We start from the raw sequence: 20,981 nt of genomic DNA on the forward strand, positions 1-20,981 counted from the left end.
CTTTCCCGTCTCGGTGGCGGCGGCGGCGCTGGCGCTCTTCCTGCTTGGATCTTTGCGCTGGCGGGTAACGGGCGAAAGCGCCCTGCGCAGCATCGGAGAAACCATGGCCGTGGGCGGGCTGTGTTCGCTCGTGGCCTTCGGCGTCGGCGCATTGGTCGGCGGCTAGGGCTTGATCCGGGCCCGCATCCGGGGCTTGCTGGCGCCATGACCCGAAGCCAGATCATCACACGCGCCACCGACCCCGAAACGCTCGGCCGTTACATGGACGAACTGTCCAGGCTCGTGGCCTTCCCGACCGAACCCGGCGCGGCCGAGGCCCATGCCGCCTGTCTCAAGCATATTGCCGCGCTCATGGCCGCGCATGGCTTCGTCGCGCGCTGGATCGAGGGCGATCACCCGCCCGCCCTGCTGCTGTCCCGCGTCGAGGGGCCGAACCTGCCCACGGTTCTGGGCTACGGCCATGCCGATACCGTGCCCGCGATGGAGGGGCGCTGGAGCGCTGGCCTGACCCCATGGCAGCTGACTGAACGCGCCGGGCGGCTTTACGGGCGCGGCGTGGCGGACAACAAGGGGCAGCTTCTGGTCAACCTGACGGCGCTAAGGCTGGTGCTTGAGACGCGCGGCGCGCTTGGCTTCAACGGCCACATGCTGGTGGAGATGGGCGAGGAAGTGGGATCGCCCGGGCTCGACGCGATCTGCGCGGGGCTGAAAGACGACCTCAAGGCAGATTTCGTGCTGGCCTCGGACGGGCCACGGCTGGCCGAGGATCAACCCATCGTCTTCCTGGGCGCTCGCGGGGCGGTCACGCTGCGCCTGACGATCCGCCATCGCACGGGCGGGCGGCATTCGGGCAATTTCGGCGGGCTTCTGCGCAATTCCGGCACCGAGATGGCCCATGCCCTGTCCGCGATCATCGGCCCCCAGGGCGAATGCCGTGTGCCCGGCTGGACACCCGACGCCGTGCCAGAGGCCACGCGCGCGGCGCTGGCGGGCATCATCCCGGCAGGGGGCGAGATCGACGAAGGCTGGGGCACGCCCGGCCTGACGCCTGCCGAACGGGTCTTTGCCTGGTCCGCCGTCGAGGTGCTGGATTTCATTTGCGGCAGCCCCGAGCGCACGGTGAACGCGATCCCGCCCGAGGCCACGGCCCATATCCAGCTGCGCCACGTTGTCGGGCTTGATGCCGACGACATCGTGCCCGCGCTGCGCCGCCACCTTGCTGCGGAAGGGTTCGATTGCGTGGCAATCGACGAACCCGAGGCGCGCGTTCCCGCTTCGGCCACGCCGCCCGATCACCCGCTCGCGCGCTTCGCCTGCGCCTCGATCGAGCGCACGACCGGAACCGCCCCCGCGCTGCTGCCCTCGCTTGGCGGGTCGCTGCCCAACCATGTCTTCACCGACACGCTCGGCCTGCCCGCGATCTGGGTGCCGCATTCCTACCCGGGATGCAGCCAGCACGCCCCGGATGAACATCTTCCCCGGGCGATGATCCCCGGCGCGATCGCACTGATGGCGGGGCTATACGACGACATCGGACAGGCCGGCCGCGCAGGGCTGGGACTCGCCTGAGGCCCCCCGCAAGGCTCCTTCCCGGCAAATCACCCCCTCGCTTTGTCGAAAACGTGCGATCGGGGGCGGCGCGGCCACGCTAGGCTCGGTCGAAACGGTATCTGCGAGACGGGAGAATTTCATGCAGACCCAAGCCCGTGTGGTGGTGATCGGCGGCGGTGTCGTCGGTTGCTCGGTGCTCTACCATCTGGCCAAGGCGGGCTGGACCGACAGCCTGCTGCTGGAACGCTCGGAACTGACCTCCGGCTCGACCTGGCATGCGGCGGGGGGCTGTCACACGATCAACGGCGATCCCAACGTCGCCAAGCTGCAGAAATACACCATCGAACTCTACAAGGAGATCGAGGAGCTTTCGGGACAGGCGACCGGGTTCCACATGACCGGCGGCGTGATGCTGGCCTCGACGCCCGCGCGCTTCGACTGGCTGAAATCCACCATGGCCAAGGGCCGCTACCAGAACATCGAGGCCGAGGTCATCACGCCCGAGGAAGCCCATGACCTGATGCCGCTTCTGGACCCCAGGCAATTCGTGGGGGCGCTGCGCACCGTTGTCGATGGCCATCTCGACCCCTCGGGCGTGACCTATGCCTATGCGAAATCCGCCAAGAAACTGGGCGCGAATTACGAAACTCACACCATGGTCAAGGGCATCGTGCGTGCCCGCGACGGCGGCTGGATCGTGCAGACCGACAAGGGCGACGTGGCCTGCGATCACGTGGTCAACGCGGGCGGGCTCTGGGCGCGCGAAGTGGGCCGCATGGTGGGGCTCGAACTGCCCGTGCTGGCGATGGAGCACATGTACCTGATCACCGAGGACATGCCCGAGGTGGCCGAGATCAACCGCACCACCGGCAAGGAGGTCTATCACGCGGTCGATTTCGACGGCGAGCTCTACCTGCGCCAGGAACGCGGCGGGATGCTGATGGGCACCTATGAAAAGGCCTGCGTGCCGTGGTCCACCCGCCAGACCCCCTGGGATTTCGGGCACGAGCTGCTGCAACCCGATATCGACCGCATCGCGCCCTCGCTGGAGGTAGGCTTCGAACATTTCCCCGCCTTCCAGAACGCGGGCATCAAGCAGATCATCAACGGCCCCTTCACCTTCGCCCCCGACGGCAACCCCCTGGTCGGCCCCATTCGCGGCCTGCCCGGCATGTGGTCGGCCTGCGGCGTGATGGCGGGCTTCAGCCAGGGCGGCGGCGTGGGCCTGGCGCTGGCTAACTGGATCACCCAAGGTGATCCCGGCTTCGATGTCTGGGCGATGGACATCGCGCGCTACGGCGATTGGGCCACGATGAGCTACACCAACCCCAAGGTGCAGGAAAACTACGCCCGGCGCTTTTCCATCAAGTTCCCGAACGAGGAACTCAAGGCCGCCCGCCCCTACAAGACAACGCCCGTTTACGAACGGATGCTCTCGCTCGGCGCGCAGATGGGCGACAGCTGGGGCCTGGAAACACCGCTGTGGTTCTCGCCCGACGGCACGAAGGACGAATTCAGCTGGCGCCGCTCGACCGATTTCGCCCATGTGAAGGAAGAGGTCCGCGCAGCCCGCGAAGACGTTGGGGTGATGGAGATCTCGGGCTTTTCCAAGTTCTTCCTCCGGGGCCCCGGCGCCACGGCCTTCCTCGACCGCATGCTGGCCTGCAAGCTGCCCAAGCCAGGTCGCATGACGCTGGCGCCGATGCTGAAGGAAAACGGCAAGCTTCAGGGCGACCTGACCGTTGCCTGCCTGTCGGAGACCGAGTATTTCCTCGCAGGCTCTGGCATGGCCGAGGTCTTTTACGCCCGCTGGTTCGAACAACACATGCCGCAGGATGGGTCGGTCTCGCTGGAAATCGTGGGCCTCGGCATGGTGGGCCTGTCCATCGCCGGCCCGAAATCGCGCGCGCTTCTTCAGCGCCTGACGCCCGCCGACGTGTCGAACGAGGGCTTCCGCTTCATGGCGATCCAGCGCATGGACGTGGGCTTCGCCCCCTGTCTCGTGGGCCGGGTCAGCTTTACCGGCGATCTCGGCTACGAGATCTGGATGAAGCCCGAATACCAGCGCCACGTTTTCGATCGGCTTCTGGAGGCGGGCAAAGACCTGGGCCTCAAACCCTTCGGCCTGCGCGCGCTCAATGCGATGCGGCTGGAAAAGAACTTCGGTGGCTGGGCACGGGAATTCCGACCCATCTACGGGCCGCTGGAAGCGGGGCTGGATCGCTTCATCGCCTACGGAAAAGAAGCTGATTTCATTGGAAAATCCGCAGCAATCGCCGAACGCGAGTCGGGCGGAAAGCTGCGCCTGCGCGCCTTCCGCGTCGCGACCAGGGATGCCGACGTGATCGGCGACGAGCCAATCTGGCACGACGGCAAGGTCGTGGGCTGGGTGACCTCTGGCGGCTATGCCCACAACGCAGGCCAGTCGATGGCCATGGGCTATGTCGCAAAGGAGGTCGCCGACAGCGCAGGCCCGTGGCAGATCGAACTTCTGGGCGAGATGCTGGGTGCCGAACCGCAGCACGCCCCCCTCTTCGACGCCAATATGGAGCGCATGCGCGGCTGATCCATCTGCCGGGCGCGGCGGGGCCTCTACCCCTCGCCGCGCTCGCTCTCGCGCTGCTCCCGCAGCCAGCGTTCCAGGGCCGGGTTGCCGTCGCCCGCCTCCTCCACCGTGTCAGCCGCCACCGTCTCGGGCCGCATGCGCGGCAGGCGGCCACCATTGGGCGTGCGGAAATAATGCATCTCGCGCGCACCGAAATAGAAGCTGACAATCGCCCCCAGAAGCCACCAGAGCGGCTCCGGCACCTCGTTCAGCCCCACCATCCGCGCGGCAAAGGCCTCGGGGTCGATCATGGCGAAGACGAAGAGCCCGATCGTTCCAAGCGCCAGCATCGGGCGGGGCATCCGGTTGATCCCGTTGATGACACGATCAAAGAGCCCGGCACGCGCGAAGCGGAATTCGGACCCATGCGCATCGAGCGCTGCCCGGTGTGCTTCGGCTGAAAGCTCCATCGCCCGCGTCTCGTTGGCATGGAACACCTCCGCCACCTCAGAAACGGCCTGGCCCGTGGCCGCGATGGTGTCCGCCCCGCCCAGGGCACGCGAAATCAACCCCATGACGCCACCCGCTCCCGATGCTCTTCTTCCGTCAGATGGTATTCGGGCGAGATGAATTCCTCCGCCCGGACAATCCAGCCGCCCTTGCCCCCGTCCCGCCGCATGGCGTAGCGGCGCGAAGCTGGCCTGCGGTCGGCGATGGCGTAGTAGTAGTTGCGCCGCGCGATGCCATAGGCATCAACAAGCTGCGCCCCGGCCCGGTCATGGGCCGCCGTCGCCGCGGCAATCGTCTGCGGCCCGATCACCCCGTCCACGGCGATCTCCAGCCCCATGTCGCGCAGAAGCCGCTGCAAGATCCGCACCGCGTTCGAGCCAGCGTTCACCTGCATGTCGAAGACCGAGGGCTGCAACGGCTCCGGCAGCGCGTCGATTCGCGGACGGAAGTAGTAGTGTTCGATGAAGATCTCCACCGCCCGGTCTCGCGGCAGGGCCATCACGTCGGCCTCGTCCACGTCCCCATCCCCGTCGAGGTCCAGCCCCAGGCGGCGCATCGTATGGATCGTCACGCCAAAGTTCGTAGCCCCCCCGGGATCATTGGGGTCATTCACGTACCCGCCTTCACGCGCGACGATCTCATTGGCAATCTGGCGAACCGACAGCATGGTTCAGCCCTCCCATGCTCTAGGTTCAAGATGTCCCAGACCAAAGCATAGGAACGCTAAGAAATTCCTAACGCGGCCTCATTGTTCCGAAAATATCCCCGCCGGAGGCTCCCGGCCTCTGAGCCCGCGCCCCGCCCGGGCAGACCCGCCACATCACCACGCGCCCGCGGCAGCGCGCTTCGACGAGGGCTCCCGAAGGGGGCTTGAGGAGAAGCGCCTCCCGCCTCAGTAGCTCGGCGGCGCGTCCTCGCTTTCGCCGTGCCGGTAGACGCCCTGTTCTTCCAGAGCCTCGATCACCTCGGCGGGCATGTAGGTCTCGTCGTGGCGCGCCAGCAGTTCCGTGGCCACGAAGATCCCGTCCTCGTAGGTGCCGGTGGCGACCGTGCCCTGACCTTCGTCGAACAGGTCCGGCGGCGCGGTGGAGCCGACATAGCGCACCGGGATCTCGGCGCCGCCATCGGTCACGACGAAGGTGATATCGACGCCCTCGTCGCGCACCAGCGATCCTTCCAGCACCAGCCCGCCAATGCGGAAGACCTCGCCCGCAGGGGGCGGCGTTTCGGCCACTTCCGTGGGCGTGCGGAAGAAGTTGATACCATCCCGCAGCCCGTAGCCGATCAGCCCTGCCGACACGGCCAGAGCCACGGCTGCCACGATGATCACCTGGATCCGGCGTTGCTTCTTCAATCCGCGCATGGTTCTCCTCCTGCCGCCCGGCCGATCGTCCTTCCCAACAGATGGGGGCGCGAGGCGCCCAAGTCGAGGGGGAACGTCGGGACAGCTTGCCTCAGGCTTTCTGGAACTCGATCTTGCGGCGCAGGAATTGCGTGGCCTTGTTGGACACGCGCCCCGGATCGCCCGTGGTCAGAAAGCCGCTTTCCGTGCCCGGCCCCATCTTGTCGGGATGGCGTTCCAGGTAATCGGCAAGGCTTTCTGCCACCAGGTTGGCCTGGCTGTAGACCGTCACATCCTGCCCGAGCGCATCCTGGAAGACCTCTTCCATCAGCGGGTAATGCGTGCAGCCCAGGATCGCGGCCTCGGGCTTGGGCATACGCCGTTGCAGCGCCTCGACATGGCTGCGCACCAAGGCTTCAGCCAGGATCATGTCCCCATCCTCGATCGCGTCGACGACGCCGCCGCAGGGCTGCGCCTCAACATCGACACCGATGGCGCGGAAGGCCAGTTCACGCTGGAAGGCGCGGCTCGACACGGTCGCAGGGGTGGCAAAAAGCGCCACGTGTTTCACAGCCACTTCGCGGGGCGGGGAATTGTCGCCCCACTGGCGTTCGGTCAGCGCCTCGATGAGCGGCACGAAGACCCCCAGAACGCGCTTGTCGGCAGGCACCCAGGCCTCCTGCATGCGCCGAAGCGCCGCCGCGCTGGCGGTGTTGCAGGCCAGGATCACCAGGTCGCAGCCGGCATCGAACAGCCGCTGAACGCCCGCGGTGGTCAACTCGTAGACATCGTCGGCATCCCGCACACCATAGGGCGCATGGGCATTGTCGCCGTAATAGACAAAGGGCACGTCCGGCAGGCGCTTGGTGACGGCATCCAGCACCGTCAACCCGCCCAGTCCGCTGTCAAAGATCCCGACCGCCATCTCGCTTGTGCTTTTCCTCGAATTCGAACCCGATTTCACGCGGGTTGATGGGTGTTGGCGACAATTCGTAGGTCGATTGCCGAAGGAAGTCCATCATCGCCCGCGTGTCGCCAGCGAAACGGTCCAGTTCCGCGCGCGGAATCGGCGCGCCGATCACCACGCGCACCGGCGTGTTGACCCGTTTCTTGAACTCCTTGATCAGAAGCCCCATGCGCAGCGTGTTGTGAAGGTGGCTGGCCAACTGGAAAAGCCGGCTGGTGTGGCCCTCGAAGAATATGGGCACCACGGTGGCTTCGGACTTGGTGATCATCCGGGCGGTAAAGCCGCGCCAGTAAGGGTCCATCGGGCGGCCGAAAGGCTTGTTCGCGGTCGAGACGGTGCCGCCGGGAAAGATCCCGATGGCGCCCCCGTCCGACAGGAACCGCAGCGCCGCCTTGCGGGTCTGGATATTGAGCGCCACCGCCTCTTTCGTCTCGTCGAACGAGATCGGCAGGATGATCTTTTCCAGGTCCTCGGCCTTGCGGAAGATGCGATGCGCCAGAATGCGGAAATCTCCACGCGTGGCCGACAGGATATGACCCAGCATCAACCCGTCGAGAATGCCGTACGGATGGTTGGCAATGGCGATGACCGGGCCTTCGCGCGGGATGTTGTCGAGGCTGCCGCCCACGACCTCCAGCGTCAGCCCGTAGCGTTCGACCATGACCTGCCAGAAGTCCCTTCCCGCGGCGACCTCCTGCTCGTAGCCATGCGCCTTGCGAATAAGGCGCAGACGCCCGGTCGTGTTCTCCATTGCCCGGATCATCGCCCGCCCCCCCTTGGTGCGCGCGGAATGCGCGTAGGAGATCTCGCGGGCGATCTGCCGGTCTTCGGCACTGATACGCTTGCGGTTCATGGTGTGGACCTCGTCCCATCCCGATCTGACCCGCCAAATACGCCCCTCGTCCGATTCGAAAAAGCGGGATCGGTGCCGCAGGGGATCAGCGGCGGGTCCACCCCCACAGGCAGAGCAGTTCCATCGCCACATGCGCCCCGGCCACGGCGGTGATCTGGGCCGTGTCGAAGGGCGGCGAGACCTCGACCACGTCGCCGCCGACGAGGTTGATCCCGGCGATGCCGCGCAACAGGATCGCCGCCTGGGCCGAGGACAGCCCGCCCCAGACCGGCGTTCCGGTGCCCGGCGCATAGGCCGGGTCGAGGCAGTCGATATCGAAGCTGAGATAGACAGGCGCGTCGCCCACGATCTCTTTCACCCGTTCCGCGATGGCCTGCGGGCCCTGGTCGTGAACCGCGCGCGCATCGAGGATCTCGATCCCCAGGTTATCCTCGACCACGGTGCGAATGCCCACATGCATGGACCGGGCCACGTCGATCAGCCCCTCTTTCACCGCCTTGTAGGCAAAGGTGCCGTGATCGACGCGGGCCGGATCGTCATCGGGCCAGGTATCGGTATGGGCGTCGAACTGCACCAGCGCCAGGGGACCGTGCTTTTTCGCATGCGCCCGCAGAAGCGGCAGGGTGATCGAGTGATCGCCCCCAAGCGAGATCATCGCCGCCCCCTGGTTCAGGATGCCGTCGGCATGGGCCTCCAGGACCTTGGGAAATTCGGCCGGGTTGGCATAGTCGAAGGCCAGGTCGCCGTAATCGGCAATGGCCAGCTCCGTCATCGGGCAATAGCCGTCCCAGCCATAGGGCGGGTCATAGACCTGCAGCGCGCTCGCCTCGCGGATCGCGCGGGGGCCGAACCGCGTGCCGGTGCGGTTGGTCACCGCCTGGTCGAAGGGCACGCCGGTCACGGCGATATCGACGCCCGCCAGGTCCTTGGTGTAGCGGCGGCGCAGAAAGCTGGTGGCCCCGCCGAAGGTGTTCTCGAAAGCCCGGCCCTTCAACTCGGGGCGTGTGAACGCGCCGTCAATGTCCCGTTTTGCGTCTTCCAGCGCCATGCCCGGTCCCTTTCTGTCTCTTGTCAGCCCCATCACAGACCCCGAGTCGCGGCAAAAGGCAATGGTGCCTTGCAAGCGCGCGCCCCGCGCTACATCAAGGAAGAACCCGCGACCAAGAGGACCCCGAATGCCCGACAGCCAGCTTCGCCAGCAGTTCCTAGAAGGCATGAGCCGCGCCGCGGCCTCGGTCAGCGTGGTCACCACCGACGGGCCCGCGGGTCGTCACGGCATCACCGTCAGTGCCATGACCTCGGTCAGCGCCGATGGCGAAGCGCCGACCATGCTGGTCTGCCTCAACGCGGCGTCCTCGGTCCTGCCGCCGCTGCTGGACAACGGGTGTTTCTGCATCAACGTGCTGCGGATCGACCAGCAGGCGATTTCCGACATCTTCTCGGGCCGCTTGGCCGCGCCGGACGGGGATCGCTTCAGGGCCGGACATTTCAGCCCCGGCACCACCGGCGCGCCGATGCTGAACGAAGCCTTGGTGAGTTTCGACTGCAAGCTGGTTTCGGCCGACAAGATCGGGACCCACCACATCTGCATCGGGGCCGTGCGCGAGGTGCGCGTGGCTCCCGAAGGATCACCGCTGCTTTACGGCATGCGCAGCTACCTGCGGGCCGAGAAGCACTGAACGCGGTGCCTGGCGCTCCGTGACCGGAGCGCGGGGGCGCCACCCGTCGGGTGGCTTGCCGCCTTCGACGAAGGCGGCCCCGTCACGCCAGGGGCTGCGCCTTTTCCACCAGCCGCGCGAAGAAGCTTGCCCCGTAGGGCGCGGCCTCGTCGTTGAACTCGTAGGCCGGATGGTGCAGCCCCGCACTCTCGCCTTGCCCCAGGAACAGATACGCGCCGGGACGTTCCTCCAGCATGTAACTGAAATCCTCGGCCCCCATCTCGCGCCAGCCCTCGGCCTGAACCGCCTCCTCTCCCGAAATCTCGCGCGCCACGTCGACGGCAAAGCCGGCCTTGTCCGGGTCGTTGACCGTTGCCGGATAGTAGCGCCGATAGTCGAGCCGGGCCTCCACCCCGAAGCTTGCCGCCTGGCCTGCCACGATCTCGCCCATGCGCCGTTCGACCATGTCACGCACATCCGGGTCGAAGCTGCGCACGGTGCCGCCGATCGTGGCGGTGTCGGGGATGATGTTTTCCGCCGTGCCCGCGTGGAACATGGTGACGGAGACCACCAGGTCTTGCAGCGCGTAATGGTTGTGCGAGACGATGCTTTGCAGCGCCTGTCCAATGGCCATTCCCGCCAGCACCGGGTCGCGGCACTCATGCGGATAGGCGGCGTGGCCGCCCCTGCCCTTCACGTGGATGTCGAAGCTGTCGACCGCCGCCATGATCGGTCCGGGCGTGGTCTGGAAATGACCCACGGGCAGCGCCGGCGTGTTGTGGATGGCGTAGACTTCCGAGATTCCGAACCGCTCCATGAGCCCTTCACGGCACATGACCTGCGCCCCGCCGCCCTCTTCCTCGGCGGGCTGGAAAATGAGCGCGACCCGCCCCCGGAAGCGCCGGGTTTCGGCCAGATACTTCGCGGCCCCCAGCAACATCGCGGTGTGCCCGTCATGGCCGCAGGCATGCATCACGCCCTCGTTCGTCGAGGCATGAGGCAGGCCGGTTTCCTCCTTGATCGGCAGCGCGTCCATGTCGGCGCGCAGCCCGATGGTGGGCCCCTCGCCCTGGCCCTCGATAATCGCCACGAGCCCGCTTTCGGCAATGCCCGTGTGGATCTCGGTGAGGCCGAACTCCCTCAGCCGTTCCACCACGAAGGCGGCGGTGTCGTGGCAGGCGAAGGCCAGTTCGGGATGGGCGTGCAGGTGACGGCGCCAGCCGGCCATCTCCTCGGCGAAGCCGGCGATGCGGTTGAGGACGGGCATGGGTGGACTCTCCGGGCTTGGGGGGTGCTATACGAGGGTCGAGAGTGACCCAAAACCCGAGGCCCTTCAATGGATGACGCGCTGATCCACGACCCCAACGGCGGCATGCCGCGCCTGCTGGAAATCATGCGCCGCCTGCGCGACCCGCAAACCGGCTGCCCCTGGGACATCGAACAGGACTTTGCCACCATTGCCCCCTACACGATCGAAGAAGCCTACGAGGTGGCCGACGCGATCGAGCGCGCGGCCTGGGACGAATTGAAGGGGGAATTGGGAGACCTGCTCTTCCAATCGGTCTTTCACGCGCAAATGGCTGAAGAAAAGGGACTTTTCAGCTTCCAGGACGTGGCCGACACGATGTCGGACAAGATGGTTGCGCGTCATCCCCATGTCTTCGGCGACCAGTCGCGCGACAAGTCGGCCGAGCAACAGACGCAAGACTGGGAAACCATCAAGGCCGCCGAGCGCGAGGCCCGGGCGCGTGGCGGCGTGCTCGACGACGTGGCGCTGAACCTGCCCGCTCTGATGCGCGCCGAAAAGCTTCAGAAACGCGCGGCGCGGGTCGGTTTCGACTGGCCCGATATCGGCCAGGTGGTCGACAAAATCGCCGAGGAAGCACGCGAACTGGCCGAGGCGCGCGAAAGCCTGCCACAGGACAAGATCGCCGAGGAAATGGGCGACCTGCTCTTCGTCATGGCCAACCTCGCGCGGCACCTGAAAGTCGATGCCGAAACCGCGCTGCGCGATGCCAATGCCAAGTTCGTGCGCCGCTTTCACTTCATCGAAGCCGAGCTGGAAAAACGGGGCAAGACACCGGACGAGAGCGACCTGGAGGAGATGGATGCGCTCTGGACCCGCGCCAAGTCCGAGGGGCTCTGACACCCCGGTGCCGGGCGTGCACCCCCCGTACACCCCCTGTACACCCCCCGTGCAGACACAGACGAGGGTTCGCCCGCACAAGGCGCCGGGCGACCCGCGCGATCCGCCGCGGATCGCGTCCGTTTTCCGCGCCGGAAAACGCGCCCGGTCCGGACCGGGCTCAGCTTTTCTTGGTTGCGCCCTTGCGCACGTGTTTGGACAGGCGCGAGGGGGTCGATTTCTTGCGATCCTTGTAGGGATTGGCATCGCCCTGGCCGCGCAAGATCAGCCGGATCGGCGTGCCCGGCATGTCAAAGTCGTCCCGTAACCCGTTGACAAGATAGCGAGAATAGCTATCGGGCAGCTTGTCGGGCATGGAGCACATAACCACGAATCCCGGTGGCCGCGTCTTGGCCTGGGTCATGTAGCGCAGCTTGATCCGACGGCCAGAGGGTGCGGGCGGCGGATGGGCCTCGATCTTCTCGGCCAGCCAGCGGTTGAGCGTGGCCGTCGGCACGCGGCGGTTCCACACGTCGTAGGCCCGCACGATGGCCTGTTGCAGCCGGTCGAGCCCGCGGCCCGTCTTGGCCGAAACGGTCACGAGCGGCGCGCCGCGCAGCTGCGGCAAGAGCCGCTCGAAGGCTTCGCGCATGTCGCGCAGCTTTTCCTGCTTGTGCTCTTCGAGGTCCCACTTGTTCACCGCAACCACGACCGCGCGCCCCTCGCGTTCGGCGAGGTCGGCAATCCGCAGGTCCTGCTGTTCGAACGGGATCGCCGCGTCGAGCAGCACCACCACGATCTCGGCGAATTTGACTGCGCGCAGACCGTCCGAGACCGAAAGCTTTTCGAGCTTCTCCTGAACCTTGGCCTTCTTGCGCATGCCCGCGGTGTCGAAGATGCGCATCTCGGTGCCGTCCCAGTTCACCGACACGGCAATGGAATCGCGGGTGATCCCGGCCTCGGGGCCGGTCAGCAGCCGGTCTTCGCCCAGGATCTTGTTGATCAGCGTCGACTTGCCCGCATTGGGCCGGCCAATCACCGCGATCTGAAGCGGGCGCTTACGCTCGGGCGTATCCTCGCCCTCTTCGTCCACATCGACATCAATATCGGTTTCCGCCTCTTCCGACCTGGCCTGCGCGGCCTCGATCAGCGGCGCCAGCACCACGGCAAGCTCGGCCATGCCTTCGCCATGCTCGGCCGACAGCGCCAGCGGGTCGCCCAGGCCAAGGCCCCAGGCCTCGGCCAGCCCCGCCTCGGCGGCACGGCCCTCGGCCTTGTTGGCCGCAAGGATCACGGGTGTGCCCGAGCGGCGCAGGATATCGGCGAACACCTCGTCCGTGGGGGTCACGCCCGCGCGCGCATCCACGAGGAAGAGACAGGCGTCGGCCATGCCCACGGCGCGTTCGGTCAGGCGACGCATCCGGCCCGGCAGGCTGTCGTCATTGGCGTCTTCGAGCCCGGCGGTATCCATCACGGTAAAGCGCAGGTCACCAAGCCGGGCCGCCCCTTCCCGCAGGTCACGCGTGACGCCGGGCTGGTCATCGACCAGCGCCAGGCGTTTGCCCACCAGGCGGTTGAAAAGCGTCGACTTGCCCACGTTGGGACGCCCGACAATGGCCAGAACGAAGCTCATCGCCTCACCCTTTCTTGTTCACAGACCGCGCCGCATATCCTGCGGCGCGGGGAAAGGAAACCCGTTTCTTCTGGGAAGACCGTTCGGCGCGCGCCCCGCTGGCCGCCCCGCTGGACGGTCAGCGGAAGGCGTGCAGCCGCCCGTCGCCCGACATCACGTAGAGCGTGCCGTTCACCACGATCGGATGCGAGGCCGCCCCGCCGCGAATCGGCAGGCTGCCGGTCTCGGCGCCGCTTTCGGGGTCGAAGAAGCGGATATTGCCGTCACCCGAGGCCACCACCAGGCGCCCCCCGGCCAGGATCGGACCGAAATGGGTAAAGACGGCCTGACGGCGGCGTTCGCGTTCCCGCGTGTAGAGCGGCAGCTCGGTGCCCCAGATGCGTGCGCCGGTTTCGGCGTCGAGCCGGATCAGCTCGTTGCGGTCAGACACGAAGAAGATCGACCCGCCCACGGGCAGAACCGGGGAATAGGCGCCATCCTGCGCGGTCCACAGACGCTCGCCCGAGGAGGCTTCCATCGCGACCACCCGGCCCGACTGGTTGCCCGCGTAGAGCGTGTTGCCGACGATGACTGGATCGCCGGTGATGTCGTTGAGGTTGTTATAGGCGACGCCCCGGCGCTGCCCGGCCACGGTGGTGCCCCAGACGCGGACGCCCGACAGGCGCAGCGTGGCCACCAGCTCGCCCGAGCCGAAGGGGAAGATCACCAGCCGGTCGGTCACGGCAGGCGCGGCGCCGCCAGCAAGAACCGCCGTAGCGGGGCCTGCGGGCAGCTGCCAGCGGATGCGGCCGTTTTCGGGGTTGAGCGACCATGCCTGGCTGTCGCGGCTGACCACGTAGATCGAATTGTCGGTGATCGTGGGCGAGGTGATGCCTGCCGCCAGGCGCTGACGCCAGCGTTCGGCCCCAGTGGCGGGATCCATGGCAACGAGTTCGCCATAGCCGGTGGTGGCGTAAAGCACGCCGCCGGACACGGCCAGACCGCCGCCCGACACGCCGCCGCCCCGCTCGAAGCCGGGGGTGAGATCCGCCGTCCACAGGACAGAGCCATCGGCCGCGGAAACGGCCGCGACGGTGGCGTCGGCATCGAGGGTGAAGATGCGCCCGTCGGCGGCCACCGGATCGGCGGTGATGCGGGCGCGGCGCGAGTTGCCGTCGCCGATATTGGCCGCCCAGAGTTCTGACGGTGCGGCCGACAGCGCCAGATGCGGCGTCAGGTTGCGTTCATTGGCGGCGCGCATCGGCCAGGAAGCAAGGCTCACCGTTTCCGGCAGCGTGATCGGACGCGGAGCGTCTGCCTCGGCCTCGGCCACCTCCTGTCCGGGAATGGCCTCCGACAGCGGCACGCGGGTGCCGAAGCGTTCGCCTTCAAGGATGACTTCCCGATCGGCGCAGGCGGTCAGACCGACCAGAAGCCCCAGACCCAGGATCCCTAAGCTGACCTTGCTCATCTGCCCGCTGCCCTCTTCTATCCCGTTTCCCCGGTCTGCCCGGCGCGTCACTCTTGAACCGCGCCGTCCTCGGCCGGGGTATCGCCCCCGCCCGCATCGGTCGTCTCGGCAGGCGCTTCGGGCGCTGCCTCTTCGACCGGGTCGGCGGTCTCTTGTTCTGCGGCGTCCTCTTCGGCGCCCTCCCCGGCGGCAGGCGCGTCCGGCGCTGCCTCTTCCTCGGGGGCGGGATCCGCAAGGGCCACGCCAGCCTCCAGTGCCACAATCAACTGAGACGCGCGCTGTTGCAAGCCTGCCGTGGCCTGGCTGTCCTCTTCGAGAAGGCGCAGGATGGCGATTGCGGCCTCGATGTCCCCATTACCGACATGCAGAAGGGCCTGCTGTTCCATCGCCAGCGGGCGATAGGGCTGACCCGGCAGCGCAAGCCGGTCGAGCGTGACCATGGCAAGGCTGAACTCCTGCGGATCCAGCAGATGCGCCTTGAGAAGCGCAAGATCGCGGTAGCGCGCAGACAGGCCCGGCTGCGCGGCCAGGGCCCGCAGGCCCTCGGCGGCAGTTACCCGGCCCGCCTCGTCCGAGGCCCGTTCTGCCGCCAGAAGAAGCGCCAGCAGAACCTGCGCATTGTCGGTCGCAGGCGTCACTGCCAGCAGCGCCGCTTCGCGGGCCTCCGCCTCGGAATCATCCAGCGCCGCGATCAGAGAGTCGCCGAAAGCCTCGGCTGCCGCGCGTTCCTGCGACAGCGTGTATTCCCGGTAGCCCGCCGCCCCCACGATCAGCAGGATCAGCAGGATCGGGATCCAGCCCCACTTGCGGAAAAGAGCAAACAGCCGGTCGCGGCGAAGCTCTTCGTTGACCTCTTCGATGAAACTGTCGGTATTGGCCATGGATGCCCCAATCTCGCGGCCGATCCAGGCGGCCTTTACTGTCGTCACAGCCTCTTAGCCCGAACCCGGCACCGGGAACAAGTGTCGGTGCTGCCTGCCCTGCATTTCCGGGCATTCTGCCAAAAAACTGAACAGAACGGTTCAGTCTTGCGGGCAAAAACCGGAAAAAGTAAACTGAACGGACCGGTTCAGCGTATTCTTGGGTTGAAACCGGCGACAAAGGCTCTGATGTAGGCCCCACAGGACAGCCCCCGGGACACGAGGCGACTATGCGTATTTTTCCGATCGTAACGGCGATCTTGGTTTGTTTGGTGCTTTACGGCGTCGTGATGGAGCGCGACCGGCTGGTGGAGTTCGCCAATGGCTTCCGCGCGCCCCCCGCCGAGGATGCTGCCCCGGCTGAGACCGCCGCCGCGGAAACTGCTGCTCCGGTCGAGGAAAGCGAAGCCCTGCCCGAAGGCACCGTGTCCGTCGTCGTCCTGCGCTCGGAAGCACAGGAAGTGGATACCGCCGTGGTGCTGCGCGGCCGGACCGCGGCCGCGCGCCAGGTCGAGGTGCGGGCCGAGACCTCGGGCCGGATCATCTCTGAACCGATCCGGGCGGGCGCCTTCGTGGAAGAAGGGCAGCTTCTGTGCCAGATCGACCCCGGCACCCGTGCCGCCGCCCTTGCCGAGGCCGAGGCCCGCCTGCTGGAAGCGCAGGCCCGCCTGCCCGAAGCGCAGGCCCAGTTGCCCGTGGCCCGCGCCCGCCAGGCCGAGGCCGAAGCGGCGCTGGTGGCCGCCCAGATCGACGCCAATGCCGCGACGCGCCTGTCCGAAAGCGGATTTGCCTCTGAAACCCGCGCGGCTTCGGCCACCGCCGCTGTCAGCTCTGCCGAAGCCGCCGTCGAAGCGGCTACCGCAGGCGTCGAGGCCGCGCAGGCCGCAACCCAGGCCGCCCAAAGCGGCATCCGCGCCGCCGAGGCCGCCCTGCTGCGCGCCGAGCAGGATATCGACAACCTGCAAATCTTCGCGCCCTTCGCGGGGCTTCTGGAAAGCGACACGGCCGAGCTTGGTTCGCTCATGCAGCCCGGCACGCTTTGTGCCACGGTGATCCAGCTCGACCCGATCAAGCTGGTTGGCTTCGTGCCCGAGGCGCAGATCAACCGGATCGTCATCGGTGCCCCTGCCGGGGCGCGGCTGGCCACCGGCCAGCAGGTGCAGGGCATGGTCACGTTCCTCAGCCGCTCGGCCGATCCGCAGACGCGCACGTTCCGCGTGGAGATCACCATTGCCAATGCCGACCTGGCGATCCGAGACGGCCAGACCGCCGATATCCTGATCTCGGCCCCAGGACAGCTGGCGCATCTGCTGCCTGCCTCGTCGCTGACGCTGAATGACCAGGGGCTGCTTGGCATCCGGCTGGTCGATGACACAAACACCGCCCGCTTCGCCCCCGTCACTTTCCTGCGCGACACCGTGAACGGGGTCGTGGTCTCGGGCCTGCCCGACCTCGCCGATGTGATCGTCGTGGGGCAGGAATTCGTCACCGATGGCGTGCCGGTCGATCCGCATTACCAGGAGCTCACGCAATGATCGGCCTGGTCGATTGGGCCGCCTCGCGCGCCCGGATGGTCATTGCCTTCGTGATCCTGTCGATCGTCGCGGGCACCGCCGCCTATGTGGGTCTTCCCAAGGAAGGCGAGCCCGATATCGACATTCCCGGTCTCTTCGTCTCGGTCCCCTTCCCCGGCATTTCCGCCGAGGACAGCGAACGCCTCCTGGTGCGCCCGATGGAGGCGGAGTTCCAGGACCTCGACGGGCTGGAAACGATCTCGGCCACCGCCGCCGAGGGCTATGCCGGCATTTTCCTCGAATTCGAGTTCGGCTGGGACAAGGACGCCACCATTGCCGAAGTGCGCGAGGCGATGGATTCGGCCGCGGCGCAATTCCCCGACGGAGCCGAAAGCTACTCGATCAACGAGATCAATTTCTCGGAATTCCCGATCATCATCGTGGCGCTGTCGGGCGAGGCCCCGGAACGCACCCTGCTCAGCCTGGCCCATGAATTGCAGGACCGGCTGGAGGCGCTGCCCCCGATCCTCGAAGCCGGGCTTGCGGGCGGGCGCGACGAGATGGTCGAAGTGGTCATCGACCCGCTGGCGCTGGAGGCCTACAACGTCACCGCGCGCGAGCTCATTGACGCGGTGGTGAACAACAACCAGCTGATCGCGGCAGGGGAAGTCAGCACCGAAAGCGGCGCGATTTCCGTGTCCATCCCGTCGAGCTTCGACACCACCCAGGACATCTACAACCTGCCCATCAAGGTCAATGGCGACCGGGTGGTCACCCTGGGCGACCTGGCCGAGATCCGGCTGACCTACGAGGACCGCGAAGGCACCGCCCGTTTCAACGGCGAGAACGCCATCGCGCTTCAGGTCGTCAAGCGGCTTGGCTTCAACATCATGGATACCGCCGCGCTCGTGCGGGCCGAGATCGAGGCCGCGCAGGCCGAATGGCCCGAGGAACTGCGCCAGTCGGTGACGGTGACGGCCACGCTTGACCAGTCGCACACGGTGCAAAGCATGGTCAGCCAGCTGGAAGGCTCGGTCCTGACCGCCATCGCCCTGGTGATGATCGTGGTCCTGGGCGCGCTTGGCACCCGGTCTGCGCTGCTGGTGGGCTTCGCCATCCCGACCTCGTTCCTTCTGTGCTTCATCCTGCTTGGCGTGATGGGCATCACCATTTCCAACATCGTCATGTTCGGCCTGATCCTGGCCGTGGGGATGCTGGTCGACGGGGCGATCGTGGTGGTGGAATATGCCGACAAGCGCCTGGCCGAGGGCGCGCGGCCCATGCAGTCCTATACCGACGCGGCCAAGCGCATGTTCTGGCCCATCGTCTCCTCGACCGCGACCACGCTCTGCGCCTTCCTGCCGATGCTGTTCTGGCCCGGCGTTCCGGGCGAATTCATGGGCATGCTGCCGGTGACGCTCATCTTCGTGCTGTCGGCCTCGCTGATCGTGGCGCTGATCTACCTGCCGGGTCTGGGCGGTGTCGCGGCGCGCTTTTCGCGGGTGATCGAGAACCTCACCGCCACGATCAAGGCGCTGATCCCCTGGTGGCCGGTGCGCGCGGTTCTGACCGCCGGGGCTGCCTACCTGATGTTCCTGGCCGCGCTGGAAACCATCAGCCCCGGCGGCCTTGTGCCCGTGGACACCGAGGCCTCCGCCTTCCGTCAGATGCTGCCGGGCATGGTGATGTTCATCGTGACCTCGGCGCTCATGTCCGCGCTCCTGGGATCGGTCACCATCCACCGCAAGGCCAAGCGCATCCGCGCGGGCTACCGCCGCAGTTGGTTCGGCTGGATCATCCATGCCATCGTCGGCAACCCGGTGATGCCGGTCGTTACCATCGGCGCGGTGATTGCCATGGTGATGGGGGTCTTCGTCTACTTCCAGGCCAACAATAACGGGGTGGAGTTCTTCGTCGAATCCGAGCCCGAGAACGCCATCGTCTACGTGCGCGCCCGCGGCAACCTCTCGGTCACCGAGATGGACGCCATCGTGCAACAGGTCGAGGCGCTGGTGATGGACACGACCGGGGTGCGCGATGTCTTCGCCTTTTCCGGCCAGGGCGGGCTGAACAACAACACCGGCGGTGCCGAACAGCCCCGTGACACGATCGGCCAGGTCCAGTTCGACCTGCTGCCCTGGGACGAGCGCCCGACGATCGACGCGCCCGTTGCGCTCTTTGGCGGCCTGATCGAGTTTCCGCGCACCGTCATCGACCCCGCCTTCGACGGCGACGTGATCCTGGCCGAACTGCAGGACCGCCTGGACCAGATCCCCGGCATCCGCACCGAGATCTTCAGCCAGTCGCGCGGCCCCGCCTCGGGCAAGCCCGTGAACCTGCGCCTTGCCGGTGACAACTGGGAGGAACTGCAGGAAGCGACCCGGATCGTGCGCGCCCGCTTCGAGGCAACCCCGGCCCTCACCCTGGTGGAAGACACCCTGCCCCTGCCCGGCGTCGACTGGGAGCTTTCGGTCGATGTGGAAGCCGCGGGCCGCTACGGCGCCAACGTGGCCGCCGTGGGCGCCATGGTGCAGCTGGTCACGCGCGGCATCCTGCTCGACACGATGCGGGTGCCGAGCTCGGACGAGGAGATCGAGATCCGCGTGCGCGTCCCCGAGGAGGCGCGGGTGCTCTCCACACTCGATACGCTGCGCGTGCGCACCGCCGACGGGCTGGTGCCGCTGGCCAATTTCGTGACCCGCACCCCGGCCCCGCAGCTGGCCGAGATCGACCGCCGCGACCAGAGCCGCATCTTCAACGTGCGCGCCGACGTGCTGGCCGGGCTGGTCCAGCTGACCGACACCACAACCGGCGAGACCCGGCTCGAAGAGGCCGCGCTGGTCGAGGCCGACGCCGAGCTGCAACGCGCCATCGCAGATGGTGAGCTGACGCTCACGCCGATCACCGCCAATGAACGCATCGCCGCACTGACCGAATGGCTCCAGACAGAAGACCCGCTGCCCGCCTCCGTCACCTGGGAATGGGGCGGCGACCAGGAAGAGGAACAGGAAAGCCAGGCCTTCCTGGGCCAGGCCTTCCTCGGCGCGCTCGGGCTGATGTTCATCATCCTGCTGGCGCAGTTCAACTCGGTCTACAACTCGGTTCTGGTGCTGCTCGCGGTGGTGCTCTCGACCACCGGCGTGCTCATCGGGATGCTGGTCATGGACCAGACCTTCTCGATCATCATGACCGGGACGGGGATCGTGGCGCTCGCGGGGATCGTGGTGAACAACAACAGCGTCCTGCTCGACACGTACCAGGAATACAGCCGCTACATGCCGCAGCTTGAAGCGATCACCCGGACGGCAGAGGCGCGCATCCGCCCGGTTCTGCTGACCACGATCACCACCATGGCGGGCCTCATGCCGATGATGTACGGCATCAGCCTCGACTTCGCCGCGGGCGGCTATACCGTCGACAGCCCGACCGCGCTCTGGTGGAAGCAGCTCGCAACCGCCGTGGTCTTCGGGCTTGGGGTCGCGACCGTTCTGACCCTCGTGCTGACGCCGTCGCTCCTGGCACTCCGGGTCTGGTTCTGGACGATCCTGGGCTGGATGGCGCGGGCCATGGCCCGGCTCGGCGCCCGCCGCCTCAGCCAGCGCGCCCAGGACTGGAGCCTCGCGCGCGCCGCCCGCCGCACCTGGCACCCGGAAATCCTGTGGGAAGAGCCGCCGCAGCCGGCCTTCGTGCTGGACCTGCCCGAAGACGAGTCGCCGGAGGCGGAAACCCCCGCCTCCCCGCCCGAAACCGGCCCGGACGGCCCCGACGGCCCGCCCGAGGATGACGGCGACAGCGACACCCCCCTGCGGGCCGCAGAATAGACAAGACAAGGGGCAGCCGGATCACACCGCCTGCCCCTTCATTGTTCCGCAAATATCCCCGCCGGAGGCATCCTGCCCCCGCGTCCCACGCC

Annotated in this window: 16 protein-coding genes; 6 read left to right on the top strand and 10 right to left on the bottom strand. The window is 67.0% G+C overall.

Features of this window, described 5'->3' with window-relative positions:
- The first annotated feature begins 204 nt into the window (after positions 1-204).
- Both ACEQXV_RS05850 and ACEQXV_RS05855 read left to right on the top strand, forming a co-directional pair.
- A complete protein-coding gene (locus tag ACEQXV_RS05850; RefSeq protein ID WP_370268280.1) occupies positions 205-1,569 on the top strand; it encodes a M20/M25/M40 family metallo-hydrolase in 1,365 nt (454 codons plus the stop codon).
- 121 nt (positions 1,570-1,690) lie between these two features.
- A complete protein-coding gene (locus ACEQXV_RS05855; RefSeq protein ID WP_370268281.1) occupies positions 1,691-4,117 on the top strand; it encodes an FAD-dependent oxidoreductase in 2,427 nt (808 codons plus the stop codon).
- A 26-nt stretch (positions 4,118-4,143) separates the two neighbouring features.
- On the opposite strand, the gene ACEQXV_RS05860 is transcribed toward ACEQXV_RS05855, so the two are convergent.
- The 6 genes from ACEQXV_RS05860 to speB form a co-directional block, all read right to left on the bottom strand.
- Complete coding sequence (locus ACEQXV_RS05860) at positions 4,144-4,671, bottom strand: holin family protein (RefSeq protein ID WP_370250847.1); 528 nt, start codon at positions 4,669-4,671, stop codon at positions 4,144-4,146.
- Positions 4,662-5,273 carry a holin-associated N-acetylmuramidase gene (locus ACEQXV_RS05865; protein ID WP_370250848.1) on the bottom strand — a complete coding sequence of 204 codons (612 nt, stop codon included), beginning with the start codon at positions 5,271-5,273 and terminating at the stop codon, positions 4,662-4,664. Before ACEQXV_RS05865 ends, ACEQXV_RS05860 begins: the two co-directional genes overlap by 10 nt.
- A gap of 225 nt (positions 5,274-5,498) precedes the next feature.
- Entirely contained in the window at positions 5,499-5,969 is a 471-nt protein-coding gene (gene ccmE / locus ACEQXV_RS05870) for a cytochrome c maturation protein CcmE (protein ID WP_370250849.1), read from the bottom strand.
- A 91-nt stretch (positions 5,970-6,060) separates the two neighbouring features.
- Positions 6,061-6,873: a glutamate racemase gene (locus ACEQXV_RS05875; RefSeq protein WP_370250850.1), complete on the bottom strand. Its 813-nt coding sequence runs from the start codon at positions 6,871-6,873 to the stop codon at positions 6,061-6,063.
- Positions 6,854-7,768 carry a lysophospholipid acyltransferase family protein gene (locus tag ACEQXV_RS05880; protein WP_370250851.1) on the bottom strand — a complete coding sequence of 305 codons (915 nt, stop codon included), beginning with the start codon at positions 7,766-7,768 and terminating at the stop codon, positions 6,854-6,856. The genes ACEQXV_RS05875 and ACEQXV_RS05880 overlap by 20 nt, the downstream gene beginning before the upstream one ends.
- A gap of 85 nt (positions 7,769-7,853) precedes the next feature.
- Entirely contained in the window at positions 7,854-8,816 is a 963-nt protein-coding gene (gene speB / locus ACEQXV_RS05885; protein WP_370268282.1) for an agmatinase, read from the bottom strand.
- Positions 8,817-8,943: 127 nt separating this feature from the next.
- On the opposite strand from speB, the gene ACEQXV_RS05890 reads away from it, so the two are divergent.
- Positions 8,944-9,447 (top strand): flavin reductase family protein, encoded by a 504-nt coding sequence (locus ACEQXV_RS05890; RefSeq protein ID WP_370268284.1) that lies wholly within the window; start codon positions 8,944-8,946, stop codon positions 9,445-9,447.
- A gap of 82 nt (positions 9,448-9,529) precedes the next feature.
- Here ACEQXV_RS05890 and ACEQXV_RS05895 read toward each other — a convergent pair whose 3' ends face one another.
- Entirely contained in the window at positions 9,530-10,693 is a 1,164-nt protein-coding gene (locus ACEQXV_RS05895; protein WP_370268285.1) for a M20 aminoacylase family protein, read from the bottom strand.
- A gap of 69 nt (positions 10,694-10,762) precedes the next feature.
- Here ACEQXV_RS05895 and mazG point away from each other — a divergent pair, with 69 nt between their 5' ends.
- Positions 10,763-11,572, top strand: coding sequence for a nucleoside triphosphate pyrophosphohydrolase (mazG, locus tag ACEQXV_RS05900; protein ID WP_370268286.1), 810 nt, complete (start codon positions 10,763-10,765; stop codon positions 11,570-11,572).
- 160 nt (positions 11,573-11,732) lie between these two features.
- Here the strand turns inward: mazG and der are convergent, their stop codons facing one another.
- The 3 genes from der to ACEQXV_RS05915 all read right to left on the bottom strand — a co-directional run bounded on the left by der (position 11,733) and on the right by ACEQXV_RS05915 (position 15,563).
- Positions 11,733-13,184 carry a ribosome biogenesis GTPase Der gene (gene der, locus ACEQXV_RS05905; protein ID WP_370268288.1) on the bottom strand — a complete coding sequence of 484 codons (1,452 nt, stop codon included), beginning with the start codon at positions 13,182-13,184 and terminating at the stop codon, positions 11,733-11,735.
- A gap of 118 nt (positions 13,185-13,302) precedes the next feature.
- Positions 13,303-14,634 carry a PQQ-binding-like beta-propeller repeat protein gene (locus ACEQXV_RS05910; protein ID WP_370250857.1) on the bottom strand — a complete coding sequence of 444 codons (1,332 nt, stop codon included), beginning with the start codon at positions 14,632-14,634 and terminating at the stop codon, positions 13,303-13,305.
- 47 nt (positions 14,635-14,681) lie between these two features.
- Positions 14,682-15,563 (bottom strand): hypothetical protein, encoded by an 882-nt coding sequence (locus ACEQXV_RS05915; protein ID WP_370268289.1) that lies wholly within the window; start codon positions 15,561-15,563, stop codon positions 14,682-14,684.
- 221 nt (positions 15,564-15,784) lie between these two features.
- Here ACEQXV_RS05915 and ACEQXV_RS05920 point away from each other — a divergent pair, with 221 nt between their 5' ends.
- Positions 15,785-17,089 (top strand): efflux RND transporter periplasmic adaptor subunit, encoded by a 1,305-nt coding sequence (locus ACEQXV_RS05920; RefSeq protein WP_370268291.1) that lies wholly within the window; start codon positions 15,785-15,787, stop codon positions 17,087-17,089.
- Positions 17,086-20,889, top strand: a complete 3,804-nt coding sequence (locus ACEQXV_RS05925) for an efflux RND transporter permease subunit (RefSeq protein WP_370268292.1) — start codon at positions 17,086-17,088, stop codon at positions 20,887-20,889. Before ACEQXV_RS05920 ends, ACEQXV_RS05925 begins: the two co-directional genes overlap by 4 nt.
- The last annotated feature ends 92 nt before the right edge of the window (positions 20,890-20,981 follow it).

Source organism: Nioella sp., from assembly GCF_964229645.1.
GTDB lineage: Bacteria > Pseudomonadota > Alphaproteobacteria > Rhodobacterales > Rhodobacteraceae > Nioella.